Source organism: Proteus sp. G2669 (assembly GCF_009915245.1).
In the GTDB taxonomy this organism is placed as follows: domain Bacteria; phylum Pseudomonadota; class Gammaproteobacteria; order Enterobacterales; family Enterobacteriaceae; genus Proteus.
Genome location: NZ_JAABLX010000041.1, coordinates 72,181 through 95,413, shown reverse-complemented (window position 1 = coordinate 95,413; position 23,233 = coordinate 72,181). Strand labels below are relative to the sequence as shown.

At 39.7% G+C, this 23,233-nt stretch carries 25 protein-coding genes and 1 pseudogene; 5 read left to right on the top strand and 21 right to left on the bottom strand.

Features of this window, described 5'->3' with window-relative positions; translation table 11 throughout:
• Positions 1 to 47 precede the first annotated feature (47 nt).
• Entirely contained in the window at positions 48 to 209 is a 162-nt protein-coding gene (locus GWI68_RS10915) for a hypothetical protein (protein ID WP_208105164.1), read from the top strand.
• Positions 210 to 324: 115 nt separating this feature from the next.
• Positions 325 to 618: a DUF1240 domain-containing protein gene (locus GWI68_RS10910; protein WP_166540366.1), complete on the top strand. Its 294-nt coding sequence runs from the start codon at positions 325 to 327 to the stop codon at positions 616 to 618.
• A gap of 31 nt (positions 619 to 649) precedes the next feature.
• On the opposite strand, the gene GWI68_RS10905 is transcribed toward GWI68_RS10910, so the two are convergent.
• From GWI68_RS10905 to GWI68_RS10890, 4 genes are all read right to left on the bottom strand, one after another.
• Positions 650 to 1,126 (bottom strand): Hcp family type VI secretion system effector, encoded by a 477-nt coding sequence (locus GWI68_RS10905; protein ID WP_109408484.1) that lies wholly within the window; start codon positions 1,124 to 1,126, stop codon positions 650 to 652.
• Positions 1,127 to 1,368: 242 nt separating this feature from the next.
• Positions 1,369 to 2,016, bottom strand: coding sequence for a metal-binding protein ZinT (gene zinT / locus GWI68_RS10900; RefSeq protein WP_088493998.1), 648 nt, complete (start codon positions 2,014 to 2,016; stop codon positions 1,369 to 1,371).
• Between the two features lie 4 nt (positions 2,017 to 2,020).
• Complete coding sequence (ykgO, locus tag GWI68_RS10895) at positions 2,021 to 2,146, bottom strand: type B 50S ribosomal protein L36 (protein WP_006535739.1); 126 nt, start codon at positions 2,144 to 2,146, stop codon at positions 2,021 to 2,023.
• 10 nt (positions 2,147 to 2,156) lie between these two features.
• The gene (locus GWI68_RS10890; protein ID WP_023583603.1) at positions 2,157 to 2,405 is read right to left on the bottom strand and encodes a type B 50S ribosomal protein L31; all 249 of its coding nucleotides are present in this window, start codon (positions 2,403 to 2,405) and stop codon (positions 2,157 to 2,159) included.
• 236 nt (positions 2,406 to 2,641) lie between these two features.
• Between GWI68_RS10890 and GWI68_RS10885 the strand changes: the two genes are divergently transcribed.
• Entirely contained in the window at positions 2,642 to 4,336 is a 1,695-nt protein-coding gene (locus GWI68_RS10885; protein WP_166540288.1) for a hypothetical protein, read from the top strand.
• A 53-nt stretch (positions 4,337 to 4,389) separates the two neighbouring features.
• Entirely contained in the window at positions 4,390 to 5,058 is a 669-nt protein-coding gene (locus GWI68_RS10880; protein ID WP_166540287.1) for a LysM-like peptidoglycan-binding domain-containing protein, read from the top strand.
• A gap of 89 nt (positions 5,059 to 5,147) precedes the next feature.
• Here the strand turns inward: GWI68_RS10880 and rplI are convergent, their stop codons facing one another.
• From rplI to tsaE, 17 genes and pseudogenes are all read right to left on the bottom strand, one after another.
• Positions 5,148 to 5,597 (bottom strand): 50S ribosomal protein L9, encoded by a 450-nt coding sequence (rplI, locus tag GWI68_RS10875; RefSeq protein ID WP_023583606.1) that lies wholly within the window; start codon positions 5,595 to 5,597, stop codon positions 5,148 to 5,150.
• A 40-nt stretch (positions 5,598 to 5,637) separates the two neighbouring features.
• Positions 5,638 to 5,865, bottom strand: a complete 228-nt coding sequence (gene rpsR / locus GWI68_RS10870; RefSeq protein WP_000135199.1) for a 30S ribosomal protein S18 — start codon at positions 5,863 to 5,865, stop codon at positions 5,638 to 5,640.
• Between the two features lie 4 nt (positions 5,866 to 5,869).
• Positions 5,870 to 6,190 (bottom strand): primosomal replication protein N, encoded by a 321-nt coding sequence (gene priB, locus GWI68_RS10865; protein WP_166540286.1) that lies wholly within the window; start codon positions 6,188 to 6,190, stop codon positions 5,870 to 5,872.
• A gap of 8 nt (positions 6,191 to 6,198) precedes the next feature.
• The gene (gene rpsF / locus GWI68_RS10860) at positions 6,199 to 6,597 is read right to left on the bottom strand and encodes a 30S ribosomal protein S6 (protein ID WP_072069598.1); all 399 of its coding nucleotides are present in this window, start codon (positions 6,595 to 6,597) and stop codon (positions 6,199 to 6,201) included.
• Positions 6,598 to 6,760: 163 nt separating this feature from the next.
• Positions 6,761 to 7,504: a 23S rRNA (guanosine(2251)-2'-O)-methyltransferase RlmB gene (gene rlmB / locus GWI68_RS10855; RefSeq protein ID WP_166540285.1), complete on the bottom strand. Its 744-nt coding sequence runs from the start codon at positions 7,502 to 7,504 to the stop codon at positions 6,761 to 6,763.
• A gap of 90 nt (positions 7,505 to 7,594) precedes the next feature.
• Complete coding sequence (gene rnr / locus GWI68_RS10850; RefSeq protein ID WP_166540284.1) at positions 7,595 to 10,084, bottom strand: ribonuclease R; 2,490 nt, start codon at positions 10,082 to 10,084, stop codon at positions 7,595 to 7,597.
• 39 nt (positions 10,085 to 10,123) lie between these two features.
• Complete coding sequence (gene nsrR / locus GWI68_RS10845; RefSeq protein ID WP_166540283.1) at positions 10,124 to 10,552, bottom strand: nitric oxide-sensing transcriptional repressor NsrR; 429 nt, start codon at positions 10,550 to 10,552, stop codon at positions 10,124 to 10,126.
• 426 nt (positions 10,553 to 10,978) lie between these two features.
• Complete coding sequence (locus GWI68_RS10840; RefSeq protein WP_109408525.1) at positions 10,979 to 12,277, bottom strand: adenylosuccinate synthase; 1,299 nt, start codon at positions 12,275 to 12,277, stop codon at positions 10,979 to 10,981.
• A 102-nt stretch (positions 12,278 to 12,379) separates the two neighbouring features.
• A complete protein-coding gene (locus tag GWI68_RS10835) occupies positions 12,380 to 12,550 on the bottom strand; it encodes a hypothetical protein (RefSeq protein ID WP_164525857.1) in 171 nt (56 codons plus the stop codon).
• A gap of 182 nt (positions 12,551 to 12,732) precedes the next feature.
• Positions 12,733 to 13,737 (bottom strand): protease modulator HflC, encoded by a 1,005-nt coding sequence (gene hflC, locus GWI68_RS10830; RefSeq protein ID WP_166540282.1) that lies wholly within the window; start codon positions 13,735 to 13,737, stop codon positions 12,733 to 12,735.
• A 2-nt stretch (positions 13,738 to 13,739) separates the two neighbouring features.
• On the bottom strand, positions 13,740 to 15,014 hold the full coding sequence (hflK, locus tag GWI68_RS10825; RefSeq protein WP_166540281.1) for an FtsH protease activity modulator HflK: 1,275 nt from the start codon (positions 15,012 to 15,014) through the stop codon (positions 13,740 to 13,742).
• A 92-nt stretch (positions 15,015 to 15,106) separates the two neighbouring features.
• Positions 15,107 to 16,390 carry a ribosome rescue GTPase HflX gene (hflX, locus tag GWI68_RS10820; protein WP_109408475.1) on the bottom strand — a complete coding sequence of 428 codons (1,284 nt, stop codon included), beginning with the start codon at positions 16,388 to 16,390 and terminating at the stop codon, positions 15,107 to 15,109.
• A gap of 94 nt (positions 16,391 to 16,484) precedes the next feature.
• On the bottom strand, positions 16,485 to 16,772 hold the full coding sequence (gene hfq, locus GWI68_RS10815; protein ID WP_072069604.1) for an RNA chaperone Hfq: 288 nt from the start codon (positions 16,770 to 16,772) through the stop codon (positions 16,485 to 16,487).
• 109 nt (positions 16,773 to 16,881) lie between these two features.
• Positions 16,882 to 17,823: a tRNA (adenosine(37)-N6)-dimethylallyltransferase MiaA gene (gene miaA / locus GWI68_RS10810; RefSeq protein WP_166540280.1), complete on the bottom strand. Its 942-nt coding sequence runs from the start codon at positions 17,821 to 17,823 to the stop codon at positions 16,882 to 16,884.
• A pseudogene (gene mutL / locus GWI68_RS20330) lies at positions 17,816 to 19,793 on the bottom strand (DNA mismatch repair endonuclease MutL). Before mutL ends, miaA begins: the two are co-directional and overlap by 8 nt.
• A gap of 23 nt (positions 19,794 to 19,816) precedes the next feature.
• Positions 19,817 to 21,142: an N-acetylmuramoyl-L-alanine amidase gene (locus GWI68_RS10800; protein ID WP_166540279.1), complete on the bottom strand. Its 1,326-nt coding sequence runs from the start codon at positions 21,140 to 21,142 to the stop codon at positions 19,817 to 19,819.
• A 13-nt stretch (positions 21,143 to 21,155) separates the two neighbouring features.
• Entirely contained in the window at positions 21,156 to 21,623 is a 468-nt protein-coding gene (gene tsaE / locus GWI68_RS10795) for a tRNA (adenosine(37)-N6)-threonylcarbamoyltransferase complex ATPase subunit type 1 TsaE (protein ID WP_166540278.1), read from the bottom strand.
• Positions 21,624 to 21,847: 224 nt separating this feature from the next.
• Here tsaE and queG point away from each other — a divergent pair, with 224 nt between their 5' ends.
• Positions 21,848 to 23,002 carry a tRNA epoxyqueuosine(34) reductase QueG gene (gene queG / locus GWI68_RS10790; RefSeq protein ID WP_166540277.1) on the top strand — a complete coding sequence of 385 codons (1,155 nt, stop codon included), beginning with the start codon at positions 21,848 to 21,850 and terminating at the stop codon, positions 23,000 to 23,002.
• Positions 23,003 to 23,233 lie beyond the last annotated feature (231 nt).

Here is a 23,233-nt window from a genome sequence, read left to right as displayed (position 1 = left end):
TAACGGCAGGAACAAGTGTTATAGTCGTTGCTTTAGGTGTATTTGTTGTGGGGTTAGTGATAGCAGTTGCCCTATATAAATTAGATGATGAATTTAAGATCAGTGAAACCATAATTAAAAATCTAAAATCTTATCGAGAAAATAAACCTGAAACACCTTATCACCCTGATCAATTTTTCACACAATGGGGAATACTTAGCCGTGGATAAAATAAAAAAAATAGAGATAAAACTGGTTAATTTAATACTATCTTCTATCTGTATCTTACTTCTATCAATTTTTGGATTTTATTACTCAATAATTTATTACATAGATTACTTCTTAATGAAAGACAAAATAATATTCTCGTTTCAAACTGGATTACTCTGCTTTGGAGTTCCTTTAACTTTTTATTTTTCCTATTATGGTTTTCTTTGTGCATATAAGAAAAAAACACAAAAAATGAATAATAAAATAGCTGGTTACCTCGCAATTATGGCAATAGCAGGTATTATTTTCAGTTTCTTTTTTTCATTTTATGTCAGATATGATTTAGTCTCTAAGGGGTATTATATTTGTTATAAACAATCAATTTTTGCACCAAGTGAATATGTTATATCAAAAGATATGTGTAAATAGCACATATCTTTTGATAATGAACTAAAGCTTATTAAATCATATCACTGTTAATACTATAACTTGATGTATTAGCAACCAAATGAACCCTGGATATTGAGGTGTATTTCATTTGAATACGTTGATATGGCATTGATTCATTATCATTTATTGAATCAGGAAAAATATCAGAAACCTCAATTAGAGAAACTTCAGTCAATTTAATTTCATAATATTTTTCAAGTTGCCCATGTTGGCTTGTTCTATAAAAAGTGAATATTGCTTCTAAGACTTCGTTATTATCTAAAGCTGTTGAAAGTAATGGTGATGATTTATCTATAGGCTTAGTAAATATAACTGGTTGATAAGATGCATTTTGTGCACGAACAGAACTATTATTTAAACTAATAACTTGAATTTCATCCTCATGATTAAGTTGGTAACGGTTTCCTATCGAATCAAGAGATGAACAACCTACAGAAATTAACCCTTGGACTTTTCCTTTTAAAGTTAGATAAATAGGATATGCCATAAAAATTCCTTTTAAAAAAATTAATCAATAATTAATTACATATATTAGATAATAAAAATGAAGAAACTTAATTTGATATAATTTATTTTATCACCAAATAAACATAAGTATAGTTACTAATCAAATGGCTTTCACATGAATTCTTTTATTGTTCTTTTTATATCAAATAATTAATTAAAAAAAATCTAGCACTCCTTTGCTAAAGATTTTTATTACTTTATTTTCTATTTATTCCACTTAAATCAGTGATAAAGCATTTCGTGAACAATATCATCTGCTTTCATCGAATAAGGGTAATATGTTGGCCAATTACTTAATTCTTTAAGTAATTCATCTTGCGATGTATTGCCCATATATAAATGGAAGTGCCCTGCTTTCTCTGGTGCAATAATGTGGTCGCTAAATTGAATAAATTTGGGCGCTTGGCTTTTGGCATCATCACAGCGGAAAAGATAACGTACCCCTTTTTTACCCGACTCATAATACAGAATACGATAACCATCATAGTGATATTCACAGCTATCGACTTTCTCTCCACGGTGGAACTCAATGATATTGTTTTCAATACCAATCATATCCACATCAGTTTTATAGCCTTGTGTATAGTAAGCTCGGTACTCTTCAACCGTTTTATCTTTTTTTGTTTCCGCTTTCTTTTGCAACACCTCATCTAATTCACCGCTGAGAAGATAAGGCTCTACAGATTGCCATACACCATCCCAATCACTGAGTTGGCGATCAAGAACATCCTTACCTTCAAAAATTCCATTAGCGGCATCTCGTTGAGCTTGTGTTTGTACTTTTTCATGATGGTGCCCATGTGCTAAAACTGACATTGCACTACCCAATAGCCCCATAATTAAAACACAAGAAAGGACTGGTTTTTGCATAATCTTACCCCTGAACGGCTTTAAAACGTGGATTTGACTTACAAATTACATAAAGACGACCACGGCGACGCACCACTTTGCAATCTGGATGGCGTTGTTTAGCGCTTTTCAACGAACTTAATACCTGCATTTTTTCTTCCTTACTTAATAAATTGACCAAAACGTTTATTAAAGCGTGCCACATTACCTTCTTGAGAATGCGTCTTTTGTTTACCGGTATAAAATGGGTGTGATTGAGAGGAAACATCTAGTGTTACATAAGGATATGTTTGCCCTTCATACTCTATTGTTTTTTCCGTTTGGATGGTCGAACCCACTTTAAAATAAGCATCTGCACTAGTGTCATGGAAAATCACTGTTCGATATTGAGGATGAATACCCAGTTTCATAATAAACCCCACCTTGTTTGTGATGTTATAATATAACAATATTGAATTGCAGTAATGTAGCGCTTTTTAATTTCCTTGACTAGTTTTTTTTAATCTGTTTTCAATCTTAGAAAAAAGGAGGCTGTTTTAGGTGTGACTTTTTAAGTGATATAAGTGGGTTTTCTGGCCTTTTTTTATCCAGTTTATCTATTTTCCGCTAGAGTTATACTAAGACGGCAAAACAAATAGGACATATTATGACTAATTGGCGCGATAAGCTTTTCAGTAAGTCACCTCTGTCTATTGATCTTAATATAGACTTTCCTAATGTTTTTCCTACTTCTACTCCTTCGCTTTTTTCACTGTTAATTCCTTATGAAATAGGCGATGAGCCTTTACCTGATGAATTAAATCTATTGTCAGAAAGCCACTTAAAAGAAAAATCAAATAATGAATCTATTCCTTTCAGTTGGTCAGCTGGCGCTCGTGAAGGCATTATTCTGCATCAACGGATAGGTCGCGCGATCGAACAGCAACCTTCGCAGCAATCATGTGAGGAATTTGTCCTATCACTCTATAACGCAATCAAACATGTTGTGCTGTTACCCGATAAAGATCATATCACTTCTTTTTATGCAATAGCCTGTCAGGATAAACTCGCCCCAATAACTTATCTTTCCCAGTTGATCGAGCAAATAGAACAAGATGAAGCATTGTTTAAAAATGAGATCTATTTTCAGTTGATCTTATGGATCTTAAAACTGAGCCCTGATAAGAATCCCGTTAAAATCGCTTTAGGGTTGTTAAGATCATTTCGTGATAATACTTCTCAACGTTTGCTTTTATTGTTTGCTCTTCATCCTGAATTTACACTCTATGCTATTCGTTCACTAAAACAACGCCTTTCCTGTGAAGAATTTGAGCCTTTTTTATATCCACTTGGTCAACGTACTAAGGGTTGGGGACGTATTCAATTTATTGAATATCTGCCAACAGCACTTTCGGTAAATAACCGTTATTGGTTACTCACTGAAGGTTATAAAAATAATGTAATGACAGAATATGTCGCCTATGACTGTGTAACGAAAGGCAAACTATTAGAGATGCTCCATACGCATCCTTTAGATAACACACTGCTACTGGGTTGTAGTGATTTATTGCGTTCATTGCTTAATGGCGGCCCAGCAAAAGATATTTATGATTACATTGAGGGTGTTCAAGTTTGCAAAGCATTTATTTCACAGGTCGATGCACTGCCACCAAAAGAGCTAAAATTGCTTCATTGCGTTTGTGAAATCGCTGATTTTGTACAAAATAGTGGTGAGGATTGGTTATTACTCGAAACTTTAGGATGGGATGACCATGTCCAACAGCAAATTATGTCAGTTTCACAAAATATTATTCAAAAACCAGAGTGGTCAACACTCATTATTGAAGCATTACAACACCCCTCTCGCTCAAAAAATTACCAAGCAAGTTTGGTAGCAAAATCTCTTCGTCTTGATATTTGGGAATTGCTTTTTTCACTGCAAAAAGATAATCCCAATGCAGACTGGTGGCATCAGTTAATGCAAACAGATACTTCTCATAAAATAGAAAGGGTAGTCAAACTTGCAGAACAACAAATTGCATTAACACAATTAGATAGCACAGATGATCCATTAATAACTACTGACTCTGAATATCAGCCTCATCATGCCGTTGAATACATTATGCAAGATCTTGGTGGTTTTCCCGGTATCGGCTGGTCACTCATCAAACGGCAATTACGTAGCCCAACATTGCGTGATAGAAATATGGCGCTGAATGTTCTTTCAACTTGGTCTGATACATTATTGCCTCATGATCTTTATGGTGAATTAACACAAGCCTTAACCATAGAAACCGATAAAAATGCTTATCAACGTATAAAGCTATTTTTAGTTAACCATCAAGGAAATGAAGAACATTAATGGTTAGAGCGAATAGATAATTCTGAAAAGAATTCAGGGAGCAGGTTAGGATCATGGTTCGTGCTAGTATGGCAACAAGGAATAAAAAAGATGTTACAGCAATTCATAATACTGATTCACAGATCAATAATGAGGTGAATATGGGCAAATTCCCTGGCTTACATCGTCGAGCAATACTGATTATTGCCGTGGTTTTGTTGGTCGTATTTTTTTGGCCAACAAGTGAAAATAACGGTGAGCCACCTCAACCGTCATCATCGACACAAGATCTTCCTGTGCCCATTGCACCATCAGTCACTAACGAAGATCCAATTTATCAAGCACCGATCCCTCAAGCACAAGATAGCTTAGATGCTGATCAAGGAACGGGACTTCCTAGTGAGAATTCAACGACAAACAATATAGATGAAGGTGTTGATCAAACAACACAACCACAAGGATCCGCTTCAACATCCTCACAAAAATGGCAAACATATACCATTAAAGAAGGACAAACCTTAGCGCAGCTCTTTAGAGATAATCAACTTCCAGTAAATGATGCTTTTTCTATGGCAAAATCTGAAGATCAACAAAAATCATTGAGCCAACTGCGTTCAGGGCAGGAAATTCGATTACAACGCAATCCACAAGGTGATATCAGTATGCTGGAAGTGACAAACAGCGCAGGTACGGTCATTACTTACACACGTTTAAGTGATGGAAGTTATTACCGCACACCATAGAAATAGTGGTAAGAAGATTAAATTTATTCAAAAAAAAACGCCAGCTAAGCTGGCGTTTTTTTTATCAACATTAACTGTTTAATCAAAGATTATTCAGCAACGATGATAACATTCAGTTCAGCGAATACGTCACTGTGAACTTGGAAGTGAACTTCGTGGTCACCAGTAGTACGCAGAACGCCATTTGGCAGGCGAACTTCGCTCTTACACATTTCAACGCCAGCTGCAGTTACTGCATCAGCGATGTCACGAGTACCGATTGAACCAAACAGTTTACCTTCGTCACCCGCTTTAGAGCTGATAGTGACAGAACCCAGTGCATTGATCTTCGCTGCACGAGCTTCAGCTGCTGCTAAAGTTTCAGCTAATTTAGCTTCTAACTCAGCACGACGCGCTTCGAAAAACTCGATGTTTTTCTTAGTCGCAGAAACAGCTTTACCCTGTGGGATTAAATAGTTACGAGCATAGCCCGATTTTACGTTAACCTGATCACCCAGGCTACCCAGATTCGCTACTTTATCAAGCAGAATAATTTGCATTACCTTATCCTCTACAAGTCATTAATGGACTATATACCTATTACTGATGACGATCAGTATAAGGTAATAAAGACAGGTAGCGTGCGCGCTTGATAGCACGAGCCAGCTGACGCTGGTATTTTGCACGAGTACCGGTGATACGACTTGGTACAATTTTACCACTTTCAGTGATATAGTTTTTCAGCGTAGCGATATCTTTATAATCGATCTCTTGTACGCCTTCTGCTGTGAAACGGCAGAACTTACGACGACGGAAATAACGTGCCATATGGCTAGTCTCCAGAATCTATCAATTCAATCTGCTCGGCATGAAGCACCAATTTAAACAATCCATTTCGCGCCTGATGGCTACTAATGAATCCTGAAACGGTGATTTGGCTGCCGACCGTTATACTGTGAGTAATTGCTTGTAACGCTTTCCCGCTAGCAATAATGGGCATTCGACACCATGATTGTCTTTTTAATCCCGCCTCTTCTTGCATTGAACGATGTTCAATAACAAATTGACAGTGCGGGATCCCGGCGGGGCTAACTTTTCGTATTAATGCTTTGCACACTGTGCCAGTTAGCACTAAATGATTATTAGCCGTCACAGCACTAATTACTCTTCAGAATCCTCTGCTACATCATCAACTTCATCTTCTTCATCGAGGTCATCAGCGATATCACGACGGCGTTCGTCTTTTGCTTTAACCATTGGAGAAGCTTCAGTTACTGCGTGTTTAGTACGCATGATCATGTTGCGGAGAACGGCATCGTTGAAACGGAAAGTAGTTTCCAGTTCATCAATCACTTCTTGCGGAGCTTCAACGTTCATCAGAACGTAGTGTGCTTTGTGCAGTTTGTTGATTGGATAAGCTAATTGACGACGACCCCAGTCTTCTAGACGGTGGATCTGACCATTTGCATTAGTGATAGCGGTTTTATAACGCTCGATCATGCCCGGAACTTGTTCGCTCTGGTCAGGATGAACCATAAAAACGATTTCGTAATGACGCATTTGATATTGCTCCTTACGGATTTATCAGCCTCCTGTCAGGGTCAGTCACCACCCATGGAGGCAAGGAACTTGTTTAAGTTGTGACTGAAAAAATTGACGCGTAACTATACCCCCGCGGTCAATAAAACTCAAGGGAGTATCGAGAATAAAATAAATTAAGCGATTATTTCACAATAATACGCTGGCGCATTGCTTCAAATAAGCAAACACCTGTTGCAACAGAAACGTTGAGCGAAGACACTGTACCCGCCATTGGGATACTGATAAGTTCATCACAATGCTCACGCGTTAAACGGCGCATTCCTTCACCTTCAGCGCCCATCACCAAAGCCATAGGACCGGTAAGTTTGCTTTGATATAAAGTATGGTCTGCTTCCCCTGCTGTGCCGACAATCCAAACGTTCTCTTCTTGCAAAAAGCGCAATGTACGAGCAAGGTTAGTCACTTTAATCAAAGGAACACTTTCCGCTGCACCACACGCAACTTTTTTCGCTGTAGCATTTAATTGTGCGGAACGATCTTTAGGGACGATAACAGCGTGTACACCAGCAGCATCTGCGCTACGTAAACATGCACCTAAATTATGCGGATCTGTTACACCATCTAGCACTAATAAGAAAGGTGTACCGACTTTAGCTAATAAATCGGGTAAATCTTGTTCTTGGTACTGACGACCAGGTTTCACTTTTGCAATGATACCTTGGTGAACAGCACCTTCCGTTTGAGTATCTAACCATTGACGATTAGCCACTTGAACTAAAATCCCTTGGGCTTCTAATTCGTGGATGACGGGAGTTAAACGGCGATCTTCACGCCCTTTTAATACATAAACTTCTTTAAAACGTGCAGGATCACGCTCAAGCAATGCTTTTACTGCGTGAATACCATAAATAATTTCTTCGCTCATAGCGGTGCTTACTCATTAAAAAATAAAAGGCACAAAACAGATAAAAGGCGGAGTCTCCGCCTTTTAAAAAAGAACCAGAAGAATAAAACGTTATGCGTTATCGCGTTTGGCTGCGCGTTTAGCTTTAAGTTTTGCTTCTATCTTTTTGGTTTGTGATGATGCTTTCTTGCGTTTACTACTTGCTTTATCTTTAGCAACTTGGTCTTTTACAGCTCTGTCTTTGTTTGCATTGCCTTTAGCTGATTTTCCTTTTTTAAAGGCGCTATCTGGCTCAAAGTTTTTATCTTTGCTTGCATCACGACGTCGAGACTTACTAGAACTTGCGTTTTTCTTGTCTTTTTCGCCCTTTAACCCGCGAACTCGTGCTGTTTTACCCGGGTTACGCGCTGTGCGTGTTGTTGAAATTAAGGAAAAATCGATAGTACGTTCATCCATACTGACTGCTTCAACTTTAACTTCAACTTCATCACCAAGGCGATAGACTTGTCCTGAAGACTCACCAATTAAACGCTGCCCAACGTTATCGTATTGATAGTAATCATTATTTAATGTAGAAACATGCACTAAACCATCGATAAACAGATCGTTTAAGCGAACAAAGAAACCAAAGCCCGTTACACTGGTGATAATACCGGTAAATTGTTGACCAATTTGATCCAGCATAAAGTCACATTTCAGCCAATCAGCCACATCTCTTGTTGCTTCATCAGCACGGCGCTCCGTTAAAGAACAGTGCTCACCTAATTGCAACATGGTATCCATATCACTATGGTAACCACCTGTCGGTGTCCAACGTTGTGAACCGTGGCCTTCTTCCTTCGCAATCTGATATTTAATTGCACGATGCAAGGCTAAATCAGGATAACGACGAATTGGTGAGGTAAAGTGTGCATAAGACTTCAGTGCTAAACCAAAGTGTCCACGGTTTTCAGGATCGTAAATCGCCTGTTTCATGGAACGCAAAATCATAGTTTGTAGCATTTCACGATCAGGCCTGTCTTCAACCTCTTTCATGACACGCGCATAATCTGCTGGCTCTGGTGTCAAGCCACCAGGTAGCGTTAAACCTAATTCATTAAAGACAGAACGTAAATTCAGTACGCTTTCTTCTTTTGGTTTATCATGAATACGGTATAACGCAGGCTCTTCATTCTTCTCAACAAAACGAGCTGCAGCGATATTCGCTAAGATCATGCACTCTTCAATCAATTTGTGTGCATCATTACGAACAACCGGTTCAATACGCTCAATACGACGCTCAGCATTAAAGATAAACTTCGCTTCTTCTGATTCGAAACCAATTGCACCGCGCTGTTCGCGTGCTTTATCTAACGCTTGGTATAACTCATACAGATGCTCAATATCCTTAACGATAGGCTTATAGTGTTCACGTAGTTCTTCATCACCTTGAATGATCTTCCACACTTTGGTGTAGGTCATTCGAGCATGAGAACTCATCACCGCTTCATAGAATCGATAAGAAGAAAGACGTCCTTGCTCAGAAACAGTCATCTCACAGACCATACATAGACGGTCAACTTGTGGATTTAATGAACACAATCCATTAGACAGAACCTCTGGCAACATCGGTACAACTTGAGAAGGGAAATAAACGGAGTTTCCTCGGCTACGTGCTTCTGTATCTAACGCTGTTTGTGGGCGTACATAATAGCTAACATCGGCAATCGCAACCCATAAACGCCAACCGCCACCTTTTTTACGTTGACAATAAACAGCGTCATCAAAGTCTCGCGCATCTTCACCGTCAATAGTAATTAAAGGTAAGTCACGTAAATCAACACGTCCTTCTTTAGCTGACTCAGGCACTTCTTCTTTTAAATCAGCAACTTCTTTTGTCACTTTTGCAGGCCATGTATAAGGGATTTCATGAGTACGTAATGCGATTTCTACCGCAATACCAGTTCCCATGGTTTCACCTAAAATTTCAACAATACGGCCTACTGCTTGTGTGCGTCGAGTTGGTCTTGTTGTGACTTCAACCACCACCACATTACCCATACGCGCACCCATGATATCTTCTTTAGGGATAAGAATATCAAAACTTAAGCGGCTATCATCCGGTACAACAAACCCCATACCAGATTCAATAAAATAGCGACCAACAATTTGGTTATTTCTTGGTTCAATAACACGCACTACGCGACCTTCACGACGACCTTTTCTATCCATACCTAAAGGTTGGGCTAAAATAACGTCACCATGCATGGTTTTTTTCATTTCATCTTGTGAAAGGTAAAGATCATCTTTTTGACCTTCTGCGCGTAAAAAACCATAACCATCACGGTGACCGATTACCTTACCTTTCCATAAATCAAGACGCTCAGGTAACGCATAACATTGGCGGCGAGTAAAAACTAACTGCCCATCACGCTCCATCGCTCTTAAACGACGACGTAACGCTTCTAGGTCTTCTTCTCCAGAAATTTTTAACGCCTGCGCTAAATCTTCACGACTCATAGGGGCCGTGCGCTTTTTCATTTCTTCTAAAATATATTCGCGACTAGCAATTGGAGAGGCGTATTTCTCTGCTTCTCTATCTTGAAAAGGATCTTTTGACATTATGACCTCCAAGCTATCAGATTTGATGAAATAGTAGACTCAAACATCTTCTAATAACAATTTATATAAGGAGCTATTGTTTTCAACTAGCTCTGCGAGTGTGTGACGGTCTAACTCTTTCAAAAACTGCTCAATCGCCTGATTTAACACCAGTTTTAATCGACAAGCTGGGGTAATGTGGCAAAACTCAGCACTACAGTTTACTAATGAAAGTGGCTCTAAAGCACGGACAACATCACCGACAATGATGTCTGCAGCAGGCTTGCCTAAACGGATCCCTCCATTTTTACCGCGAATAGCCTCAACAAACCCCAAATGGCTCAGTTGATTAATAATTTTCACCATATGATTACGTGAGACACCATAAACTTGCGTCACTTCTGTGATGCTCGTCATTTTGCCTTCTGGCAATGAAGCCATATATATCAATGCTCGCAATCCATAATCTGTAAAACTGGTTAATTGCACAATGACCTCTGAAAAGTGGTTTTCCCTATTAAAGTTGTTTAGGGATAAGTAATTAGTAATGAGAATATCATTTTATTAAGCAATATTATGTTTAATTTTTGGACATTTAGCAAAGATATGCTCAAAAGTGAGTTATTTCCGTCTCTCACTTGACTACTAACAAAATAATAGCGACATCACAGGCAAAGAAAAAGCGATACTGTCGATTTTCAACAGATCGCTTTTCTATTTCTGGCATTACAACAATAACATTGTCTTATTGTTTTTACTCGTTACAGATAAAACAGAAGCAAAACCGAGTGTAAAGCTGTCTTATCTTATTATGTAACGCGCATTTTTATCTTTAATTCACCTACAAACAGATACGAAAAAATCGCCCCTGTCATTTTCAGGGACGATTTTCACATCAAGCCTATTTAATGCGAATTAAGCATCAAATGGATGACGGAGAATAATAGTCTCTGAGCGATCTGGGCCTGTAGAAACGATATCAACAGGAACACCAGTTAACTCTTCTACACGTTTGATGTAGTTTAGTGCTGCTTGTGGCAATTGGGCGTGATCTTTCACACCAAATGTCGTTTCGTTCCAACCCGGCATTGATTCATAGATAGGCTCGATACCTTCCCAATCATCAGCAGCTAAAGGTGTAGTATCAATCACTTCACCGTTTGGTAAACGATAGCCTACGCACAATTTCACTTCTTTCAGACCATCTAATACATCCAGCTTAGTCATGCAGAAGCCAGACAGTGAGTTGATTTGAACAGCGCGACGAATAGCAACGATATCTAACCAACCAGTACGACGGCTACGACCAGTGGTTGCACCAAATTCTTGGCCTTTCTCACGCAGGAAGTCACCCACTTCATCAAACAGTTCAGTTGGGAATGGACCTGCACCGACACGAGTAGAATACGCTTTGATGATCCCTAATACGTAGCCAACATAGCGAGGGCCTAAACCTGAGCCTGTTGCCACGCCACCAGCGGTGGTGTTTGAAGAGGTTACATATGGATAAGTACCATGGTCGATGTCTAATAAAGTACCTTGTGCACCTTCAAACATCACTAACTCACCGTTTTGTGTTGCTTTGTACAGTAAGTCAGAAACATCAACAACCATACCTGTCAGAATATCAGCGATTGCCATGATATCGTCTAAGGTTTTTTGGTAATCAACAGGTTCAACTTTGTAGTAGTTAACCAGTTGGAAGTTATGGTATTCGATGATTTCTTTGAGTTTTTGTGCAAATGCTTTTTTATCAAACAGATCGCCAACACGTAAACCACGACGAGCAACTTTATCTTCGTAAGCAGGGCCAATACCGCGACCTGTTGTACCGATAGCTTTCTCGCCACGCGCTTTCTCACGCGCATTATCTAATGCGATATGATAAGGAAGGATTAATGGGCAAGCTTCAGACAGAAGTAAACGAGAGCGAACAGGAATGCCACGATCTTCAAGTTGGGTCATTTCCTTCATCAGCGCTTCTGGTGATAAAACGACACCGTTTGCTATGATGCTAACAACATTTTCACGGAGAATGCCTGATGGGATTAAATGAAGAACGGTTTTTTCACCGTCGATGACTAGAGTGTGACCCGCGTTATGGCCACCTTGGTAGCGAACAACATACTTAGCGCGTTCTGTCAGCAAATCGACTATCTTGCCTTTGCCTTCGTCACCCCACTGGGTGCCCAATACGACAACGTTATTACTCATTTCAAAATACACTCGGTTGCTTAAAAAAGGATTCTACCATCTCAAATCAAGAGTTACAGTAGATTTTATCTAATTATGTCATCCCCGCTTTTAAGCAATAGATTATCTTGCCATTGTCAATATTTTTGCCCGAAAAATCCGCACCACAAACATATTGTGACTTTCATCAACAGTTTTGATCGCAAAAATAGGAAGCAGAGTGACATAAAAGTGAAAATGGCGAAGAAGACGCTTCGGAATTGCCGAAGGTTTATCTTGAAATGCAATTTTCACTTTATACTATCCCAGCTAAAGCCATTTTGGAAACCATTAAGGATAATTTTTCATCTTAATAAGCACAATTATTTATTTTGCTACTAAGTAATTCTTTTTATCTTATTGATATCAAAAAAAATCCCCCACTTATTAAGGTGGAGGATTTTTATTATTTATTCAGTCAATCTAACGCGTTTTAATTACTCTTCAATCGCACGCGCTTTGGTTGGTGCTTTCATATAGCGTAAGAAATCGCTATCTGGGCTTAACACCATGACGTCATTGCCGTCTTGATTAAAGCTCTTCTCATAAGCACGTAAGCTACGAATGAAAGCATAGAAGTCAGGATCTTGGTTGAATGCATCAGCAAACAGTTTTGTTGCTTGTGCATCACCTTCACCACGAAGACGTAAAGATTCACGCTCAGATTCAGCTAATGTTTCTGTTACTGTCTTATCCGCCGCTGCACGAATTTTCACCGCTTGCTCTTGACCTTGTGAACGGTGACGACGAGCAACTGCTTCACGTTCTGCACGCATACGCTGATAAATCGCCTCAGAAACTTCCATAGGTAGGTTGATTTGCTTGATTCGAACGTCAATCACTTCAATACCTAATGCTGCCATACTGTTCATATTGATAGCAGGAGCTTGGCCTTTAGTTTCTTCAGCTACTTTCTTCGCTGCAATAGCAATAGCATCATCAGCAGCACTTGTATCACGAGAAGGTGTACCTTCATTCAGTGCATTACGAACATCAATGGTTAAACGACCACGAGAATCCGTAATAATTTGGTTTACGCTCATACGACCAATTTCAGAACGTAAACGGTCACTAAATTTACGACGTAGTAAAGTTTCAGCTTGCGTTGTATTACCACCACCTGTTGCCAGATAGTAAGTACTGAAATCACTGATACGCCATTTTAGATAAGAATCGACTAATAAGTCTTTGTTCTCACCTGATAAGAAACGGTCTTGCTGGATATTCATAGTTTGAATACGCGCATCCAGTTTTTTCACATTCTCAATGAATGGAATTTTAAAATGAATACCTGGCTCATAAACAACAGGTTTATTTTCAGCATCACGCACAACTTTCGCAAAGCGTAAAATGATACCACGCTCATATTGTTGAACGACAAATACAGAGGAGTACAACAACGCTAAAATAATAACTGCAACAACAGCGATAACTTTACGCATGATTATTGTCCTCCTTGATTATTGCCGTAAGGCTGACCATAACCGCCATTATTACTACCATATCCACCATTACCATAAGTCGTTGTTGCTGGTTTTTGTGTCGGTGTTGGATTTACAGTTGGAGCTGGTGCGGGCATACGAGCCGACGCCTCAAGGGTATTTGATGCTCCCGATTGAGATGGCTGACGTAGCATTTGCTCTAAAGGTAGCACTAACATGCTGTTACCTTTATCATTTGCAATGATTTTACGTGTTTTCGATAGCACTTTTTCCATCGTTTCAATGTAAAGACGCTCGCGAGTAATTTCAGGAGCTGCACGATACTCAGGTAAGATTTTAGCAAAGCTAGCTACCTCACCCTCTGCTCTCATCACCACACTGGTTTTATACGCTGTTGCTTCTTCAATCATACGTTGTGCGTTACCTTTAGCTAACGGTAACACTTCGTTTTTATAAGCCTCAGCTTGACGAATTGTTTTTTGTTCTTCTTCACGAGCCGCAATTACGTCATCGAATGCTGCTTTTACAGCTTCTGGTGGGCGCGCAACTTGGAAGTTGACGTCCACAATAGAGATACCCATATTATAAGGGCGGATAGTCTCTTCTAATTCTTGACGCGTCTGGTCACGAATTTCTGAACGGTTTGAAGTCAGAATTTTTTCCATTTCTGAACGACCAATAACACCACGTACAGCACTGTCAGTTGCTTGACCTAAACTGTTAATAGGTGTTGTGAGGTTAAACAGAAATGTTTCTGGATCAGAGACAACGTACTGTACGTTTATCTCAACTTGAACCATATTTTCATCTGACGTTAACATCATGCCACCCGTGGTTAAATCACGGATAGTTTTCACGTTAACAGGCTGAACTTCATCAACAAAAGTCGGTTTCCAGTTCAGACCGGGTTCAACGATTTGGTAAAATTTACCAAAACGCGTCACGACACCCTGTTCTGCTTCTTTAATGGTATAAAAACCACTTGCAGCCCAAACTACGACAACCGCACCTAATGCAAGAGAAATCAAAAGATTTCCAGCATTACCACGAGGCCCGCCATTTTGCCCAGAAGAGGAGTTTCCACCTTTTTTACCGCCGAAACCACCAAGTTTTTCACTCAGTTTACGGAACATATCATCGAGATCTGATGCTCCACGATTCCGACCTCCTTGATTGCCGTTGGAGTTACCGTTACCATCGCCATTATTATTGCCGCTGTTACGGTTACCCCACGGGTCGCGGTCTTGTCCGTTGTTACCGGGCTGATTCCACGCCATGTTCTAGCTCCATTATTATGATTAGATTTATCAGGCTTAAGAGCCGATTTCGTCGCCAGCTCTCAGTTAATGTTCTTTTTTATGGCCGAATATCAGACCACGTAATCCAATAAATTGGGTTCCTGCTTGCAAAGGCGATGCCAGTCTACCATAGGCATACGTATGATTAGCCCAACTTTACCGTCTTTTTCAATCCATTCACGCTCTATTGACTGTAATTGATAAAAACGACTACGCAAGCGCCCTGTATCTTCTGGCGGTAAACGTAATTCAAAGTGTGCGATCTCACCTGAAAGACGTTCTGTCAACGCCTGATATAACAGAGGAATACCTTCGCCTGTTTGTGCTGAAACCCAAACCCTAACGGGTAAGTTTTCTTCATTTCGATCAATTCTTGGTGTGAAGTCTTCAAGAAGATCAATTTTGTTCATGACATGCAGTGTTGGTATTTCTTGAGCATCTATCTCTTCTAATACACTTTCAACTGCATGAATATTCTCCTCAAAACGACTATCTGCTGCATCAATAACATGAAGAAGTAAGGTTGCTTCTCGTGTTTCTTGCAAAGTCGCTTTAAAAGCAGCAACAAGATCATGAGGTAAATGTCGAATAAATCCAACGGTATCAGCCAATACAACCGTTCCCACATCATCAACTTGAATACGTCTTAATGTAGGATCCAATGTTGCAAACAACTGATCTGCCGCATACACATCAGAACAGGTAATATGATTAAATAAACTCGATTTTCCTGCATTCGTGTAACCAACAAGGGATAATGTTGGAATATCAGCTTTACTCCGCGCTTGTCTTCCTTGTTCACGCTGACGCTCAACCCTACCCAATCGCATTAGAATTTGACTAATTTTACCTCGGAGTAAGCGGCGGTCCGTTTCTAGCTGAGTTTCACCTGGTCCTCGTAACCCAATCCCCCCTTTTTGTCTTTCAAGGTGAGTCCACCCTCTGACTAAACGAGTTGATAAGTGACGTAACTGGGCGAGTTCTACCTGTAGCTTTCCTTCATGAGTTCTTGCTCTTTGAGCAAAAATATCAAGGATAACTCCCGTGCGATCAACAACACGGCATTCACAAAGTCTTTCCAGATTTCGTTCTTGTGCCGGTGTCAGTGCATGATTAAATAAAACAACATCTGCACCACTTGCTTTTACAGCCTCGGCAATTTCTTCTGCCTTACCTTCACCCACATAATATTTGGGATGAGGCGCTTTACGATTTCCTGTAATAATCTGAACTGGCTTAACACCCGCAGATGTCACCAAGGATTCAAATTCTTGCAAATCATCAACATCCTTTTCCTGAGAAAAGAAGACGTGCACTAAGACGGCGAGTTCGCCACCTTCATAACGATCAAACAAAGGCGAAACCTCTTGGACTTTATAAAAACAGGAAAAAACATAGGTAAAGTCTCCCTACCTATGTTTTTCTTATATCAAGAATAATAATGGATAATTATTCTGCAACATCATCCTGCTGAGTAGCGCTACCGCTATAACCTGTACCAGTTTGATTCGTACCTGTGTTGCTATGATGAGAAACAGGACGCGAAGGTACCACGGTAGAGATAGCATGTTTATATACCATCTGGCTTACTGTGTTTTTCAGCAAAATAACAAATTGGTCAAAAGATTCGATCTGACCCTGCAATTTAATACCGTTTACCAAATAGATAGAAACGGGAACCCTTTCACGACGTAATGCGTTCAGGAAAGGATCTTGCAAAGATTGCCCCTTAGCCATTCTATGTTTTCCTTATTTTGTTGTTTTATATTAGAACCCAATTGGTTCGAAAAATGAACTACTCAAAAATTGCGCTTTGGCAACTATCAATTTTACACAAACCTACCATCTATGCACTAACTACCTGCAAAACAGTGTCAAGAGATTGTTTCGGATCTTCACTATCAAGCCAGTGAATATCATTCCAGCCTCTTAACCAGGTGATTTGTCGTTTCGCTAATTGCCGGGTAGCACAGATCCCTCGATAAACCATCTCATCATAATCTATTTCGCCTGATAAATATGACCACATCTGGCGATAACCGACACAACGTACAGAAGGTAAATCTTCATGCAAATCACCCCGTTCATATAATAATTTTACTTCATCTTCAAATCCACACGTTAACATCTGTTTAAAACGTGCTTCAATGCGTTGGTGAAGAACATTTCTATCTTTCGGAGCAATCGCAAATTGATAAACATCATAGGGCAAAGATTCGCCTGATATTTTTGTCAACTCTGTCATTGTTTTACCTGAAATCAGGTAAACTTCTAGCGCACGAGAAAGCCGTTGAGGATCATTAGGATGTATTCGTTGCGCAGCAACGGGGTCAACTAATGCAAGCTCTTTATGTATCGCCTCCCATCCTTTCTCCGTTGCTTTTTTCTCTATTTCAGCACGAACCTCTGGATTGGCACTAGGTAAAGGCGATAGGCCATCAAGTAACGCTTTAAAATATAGCATAGTCCCACCCACTAATAGTGGAATTCGCCCAGCAGCTGTAATTTCTTCCATTGCACTTAATGCATCTCGGCGAAAATCTGCTGCTGAGTAAGGTAATGCTGGGTCTAGAATATTAATTAACCGGTGTGGCGCAAGCGATTGCTCTGTCGCATCTGGCTTAGCTGTTCCAATATCCATCCCACGATAGATAAGAGCAGAATCCACACTAATAATATCTACAGGTAGTTTTTGTCTTAGTGCTATTGCTAATGCTGTTTTACCTGACGCTGTAGGCCCCATTAAAAAAATAGCTTTAGGTTTTATTTGTGTGTTTACATCACTCATTATTTAATGCCGCTACCACCGATTGTAATTCTATTAATTGTAATAAGTTTTTTGCTGGCTGTCTGACATATTGAGGACAAAGTCTTTCAATATCTGCCAATAACCCGACAGCTTGAGCTTGTGACCATGTTGCTTGCTCTGCGCTTATCTGTTTTGCAAACCACTGCCCAAGCTGTTGTTTTGTGCATGATTTTTCAATCGATAAATACGCCAATAATGCGGCCAGTAACACAGGTAAATTTTGCTGACGCAAAGGCAACGGTACTGCATATATTGTTGCTTTACCCTGTAAAATTTCAATAGTAATACCAAAATCACTGATTAATGCGTGAAACTGATTGAATACATTAATTTCTTCTTTACTTAATGCTAATTTTAAAGGCACTAACAAAGGTTGGGGCTTCAATATTTCATCTTTAGGCAATAATTGCGCACATTTTAACAGAAAATCAGCTTGTTCCAATGATAACAGCCCAAGACCTTGTGAAGATTCTATTAACGCATATTTCTGCTGATAAATTGCCAATACTCGCCCAAAAGTATAATCAGTTTGCCCTTCTTTCGCATTGACAGAACGAGGCATCACCGAAATCACATCGTCTTCAATATTATTAGTTGTATGAACGATTTCATCTAAATTCAATGGGGCACGTTCAGGAAATAACGGTATTTTTTCTTTATCGTTTGATGTAGAAGCACTTTCTTGCATCATTTTTTGATAAAGCGCACCTTGTGTGCGTTGATAGCTTTCACCAAACTGACGATTTTCACCGAATTGGCGAGGTTGTTTTTTGATGATGAGTATCCCGTTCATTAACTTGATGTGACTGAACTCTATTAGAGGCGTTTTGACTAGTGGGTGTTTGATAAGGCTGTGAAAATACGTTTTCACCTGCTACTTGACGATTTTCAGGAAAACTCAACGCAATTTCATTATCTTCTTCATCTAAAGTCTGTGATAAAGGCGTCTGTGTGGCTTGTCGTAAAACACTCAACACCCCCTGATAAATAAAATCATGCACTAAACGTGATTCATGAAAGCGGACTTCATGTTTAGCTGGATGAACATTAACGTCCACTTGATGAGGATCAACGCTCAAATAGAGGATATAAGAAGGCTGTTGTTCTCCTTGCAAATACCCATCATAAGCCTGACGAATAGCATGATTAATCAACCTATCACGCATCATTCGTCCATTCACATAACAATATTGAATGTCACTGCATTGCACTGATGATAAGGGGTGTTCTACCCAACCTTTTATCGCTAAATCACCATGTTCCCACGATAAATGCATCGATTGATTGACAAAGTTATTACCGCAAATCGCACTCAGTCGGCGATTTTGCTGGCTTTCATCTTTTACTGCACGGTATTGGCGAACACGTTTGCCATTATGGGTAAGATTAATAGAGACATCAAAGCGTGATAACGCAATTCTGCGAACCACTTCATCAATATGTGCAAATTCTGTTTTTTCAGTGCGTAAAAATTTACGTCTTGCCGGCGTATTATAAAACAGATCAAGGACTTCAACCGTACTCCCCACAGGATGAGCTGCGGGTTTAACGGTAACGGCCATATCTCGGCCTTCTGCATAAGCTTGCCACGCTTCATCTTGAGATTGTGTGCGTGAGGTCAGCGTTAGACGAGAAACAGAGCTAATACTGGCTAATGCTTCTCCACGAAATCCCATACTTATTATGGCTTCAAGATCATCAAGACTTGATATTTTACTAGTTGCATGGCGAGCAAGTGCTAACTTCAAATCATCGTGATTGATGCCACATCCATTATCACGAATACGGATAAGTTTGGCGCCACCTTTATCGATATCAATATCAATTGTAGTCGCCCCTGCATCTAAACTATTTTCGAGTAACTCTTTGACCACAGATGCAGGTCTTTCAACAACTTCCCCTGCGGCAATTTGATTTGCAAGCTGAGGAGGTAATAAATTTATCGCCATTACCTTTATTCCCTTTTACTCAATCAATTGGGTGCATTTTGTAAAGGATGAGCCAGAAAATAATTTCTTAAACCCGCATGAATAGAAGCGGCAAGTTTTTCTTGATAAGCATCAGAAATCAGTAACTGCTCTTCAGCTGCATGACTAATAAAACCCGTTTCAACTAAAATTGAAGGGATATCCGGTGAACGTAACACGCCTAAACTCGCATGTTCTGGTGTCTTTTTATGCAAAGACCCAACTTTTCTCAACTCAGATAACACAGCAACAGCAACGTCATAACCCACACGCTGTGAATTACCAAATTGCAAATCAAGTACCGTTTGACTTAAATAAGGATCAGCCCCATCAGATAAAGCATCACCTGCACCACCAAGTAATTCAGATTGCTTTTCACTTTGTTCAAGCCATTTACCTAATTCACTGTTTGCTCGACGATTAGAAAGCACCCACACAGAAGCGCCTCTTGCACTGCGATTAGGGGCCGAGTCTGCATGGATAGAAACTAACATATTCGCATTTTGCTTACGGGCAACTTCCGAACGTCCAGCAACGGAAATAAAATAGTCACCATTACGAGTTAATACCGGTTTAAACATCGGATCGTTATGTAAACGAGTTTCTAATTTTCTTGCCACACTTAAAGTGACATCTTTTTCACGATTACCTTTCTGGCCTATCGCACCAGGATCTTGCCCACCATGACCTGCATCTATCGCAATAATAATTTGACGAGAGCCCGCTTGTGGTTTTGATGGAGTGGTACGTGGTTTCACAATAGGAGCAACTGGGGCAATCTCTGTTTTGGGTGTCATGGTTAAAGGCGCCATTTCTCTATTTGTATTTGAGTCTGACGCCGTCATTGTTGTCGGCGCTAAAGCGACCACATTCACGGTGGGTTGAGAGTGATTATTTTGTCGAACATTCATTGGTTTGATAGTAAGCGCTAACTTATAATCACCGCTTACATTCATTAGACTTTCAGTTACAACAACTGGCTGGGCAAGTTCCACGACCATACTTTGGTATTGGCTATCTTTTGATTGCGTTGCACGAATTTTATGAACTAACTGCCCATTGCCTAATGTTGCAGGCAACCCTGTAATTTTTGTGCTCTGTTTAAAATCCATCACCAAACGGTCAGGATTTTTTAATGAATAATATCGATAGCTAGGCTTCCCACCACTAAAAGAGAATGTGAGGGTTGTTGCTGAAATACCGTTTTCTGCTTTTACTTCTGTCACAGTAGCGGCTTGTGCTATTTGCACAAAAAATAAAGACAAAACAACCAACAGAAAGGCAACAACATAGCGCTGACTTTGACTCACAATAGTGATGAGACTCGACATAATCAATATTCCTTTATGCAGACTGAATATGGGATAAAACAGTATTCCCTCTTTGTGTAAGGGCAACAAAACGCGCTTTTCGACCTTCATCTTCATAGCTTAAATGAAGTTCTAAATCGGCGTTAGGTAAAAAGCCTTCGCCTTGTGATGGCCATTCAATAAGACATAACGCGTCTTGCTCAAAATAGTCGCGTATTCCCATAAATTCCAGCTCCTCCGCCGATGCTAAACGATAAAGATCGAAATGATAAACAAGATTCGGCGAAAGCATATAAGGCTCAACTAATGTATATGTTGGGCTTTTAACATGCCCTTGATGACCAAGCGCTTGCAAAAAGCCTCGGCTAAAGGTTGTTTTTCCAGCACCAAGATCGCCATATAAATAAATGATCAATCCGCTATGATTAGTCGCCATTGCAACAGTACGCCCTAGTTCAACTGTTGCCGCTTCATCTTCTAATGTAACAACCCATTCTTTCATATTTATATAATCTATTGTTAAGTTATAACGGCTTAATAAAGAGAGATCGTTGGATAACCTCAAATACCAAGCTTTATATGTTCTCTTAAGGCAAATAGTTATCGAAATAACTATCAAATAACCATACCATAAATCTATTTATTGCGAGGATTTTTCCTACTGGCTCACTATGATACACTGCGCGCTCTTAGGACTCACCTCTTACCTATTGATTCGGTTTATTCATGTCATCACTCGATCTTAATCTTCTCGCTCAAAACATTAAATTATGGGGTTCTGAGCTAGGTTTTCAACAAACTGGGATATGTGATACTGACTTATCACTTGAAGAGCCTCGCTTACAAGCTTGGTTAGATAAACAATATCATGGCGAAATGGCATGGATGGCGAAATATGGTATGACGCGTGCAAGACCTCATGAACTTGTGCCTGGCACATTGCGGGTTATTAGCGTGAGAATGAATTACCTTCCCACAGATGCCGCTTTCGCACGAACATTAAATAATCCAGAACAAGGCTATATTAGTCGCTATGCACTAGGTCGGGATTATCACAAAGTATTAAGGCAGCGTCTTAAAAAGCTCGGCGAAAAAATTACTCAATATTGCCAACAATATGAATATCAAGGGATCGTCAATTTTCGTCCTTTCGTTGATTCAGCACCTATAATGGAACGCCCTTTAGCGGTTAAAGCTGGACTTGGCTGGGTTGGTAAACACTCACTTGTTATCAACAACCAAGCTGGCTCTTGGTTCTTTCTAGGTGAGTTACTTATCGATTTGCCTTTACCCACAGATAGCCCTGTCGAAGAACAATGTGGTAAATGTGTCGCTTGCATGACAACGTGCCCGACTGGCGCCATTGTCGAGCCTTATACTATCGATGCACGGCGGTGTATTTCGTATCTTACAATTGAGCTTGATGGCGCGATCCCTGAAGAATTTCGCCCATTAATGGGTAACCGCATCTATGGTTGTGATGATTGTCAGCTTATTTGTCCTTGGAATCGCTTCTCATCATTGACAGATGAAGAGGATTTCTCTCCCCGCCGAGCACTTCATACACCTGAATTACTCGATCTTTTTCAATGGAGTGAAGAAAAATTTCTTCGTATAACAGAAGGTTCGCCGATCCGTCGTATTGGTTACTTACGCTGGATTAGAAATATTAGCGTGGCGTTAGGAAATGCGCCTTATCAAGATAAAATTATACTTGCCTTGAAAGAGCGCTTTGGATTAAGTGATGTTTTAGATGAACATTTGAATTGGGCAATTGCCCAGCAGACAGCAAAACGAAATGAAAAAGAGGTGAAAATACAGACTTCACAACAAAAACGTCTAGTAAGAGCAATAACTAAAGGCTTACCGAGAGATGCTTAGTTTTTAACATAATAAACATATAACGAGTAATCTTTAATTTCACCTGTGAATAAAATAAAAACCCCTTGCCTATCAACATGAAAAAAAAATTCAAGCGAACTAAGACTCAATTTTCAAAAAAAATAAAATAAACTGAATTATCAAATAGATATAAAATCCAATTGATTTATTGAAGAGAATAATATCCTTATCACTTAATGATAGGTATCTGTGGATAACTCTGTGCAGTAA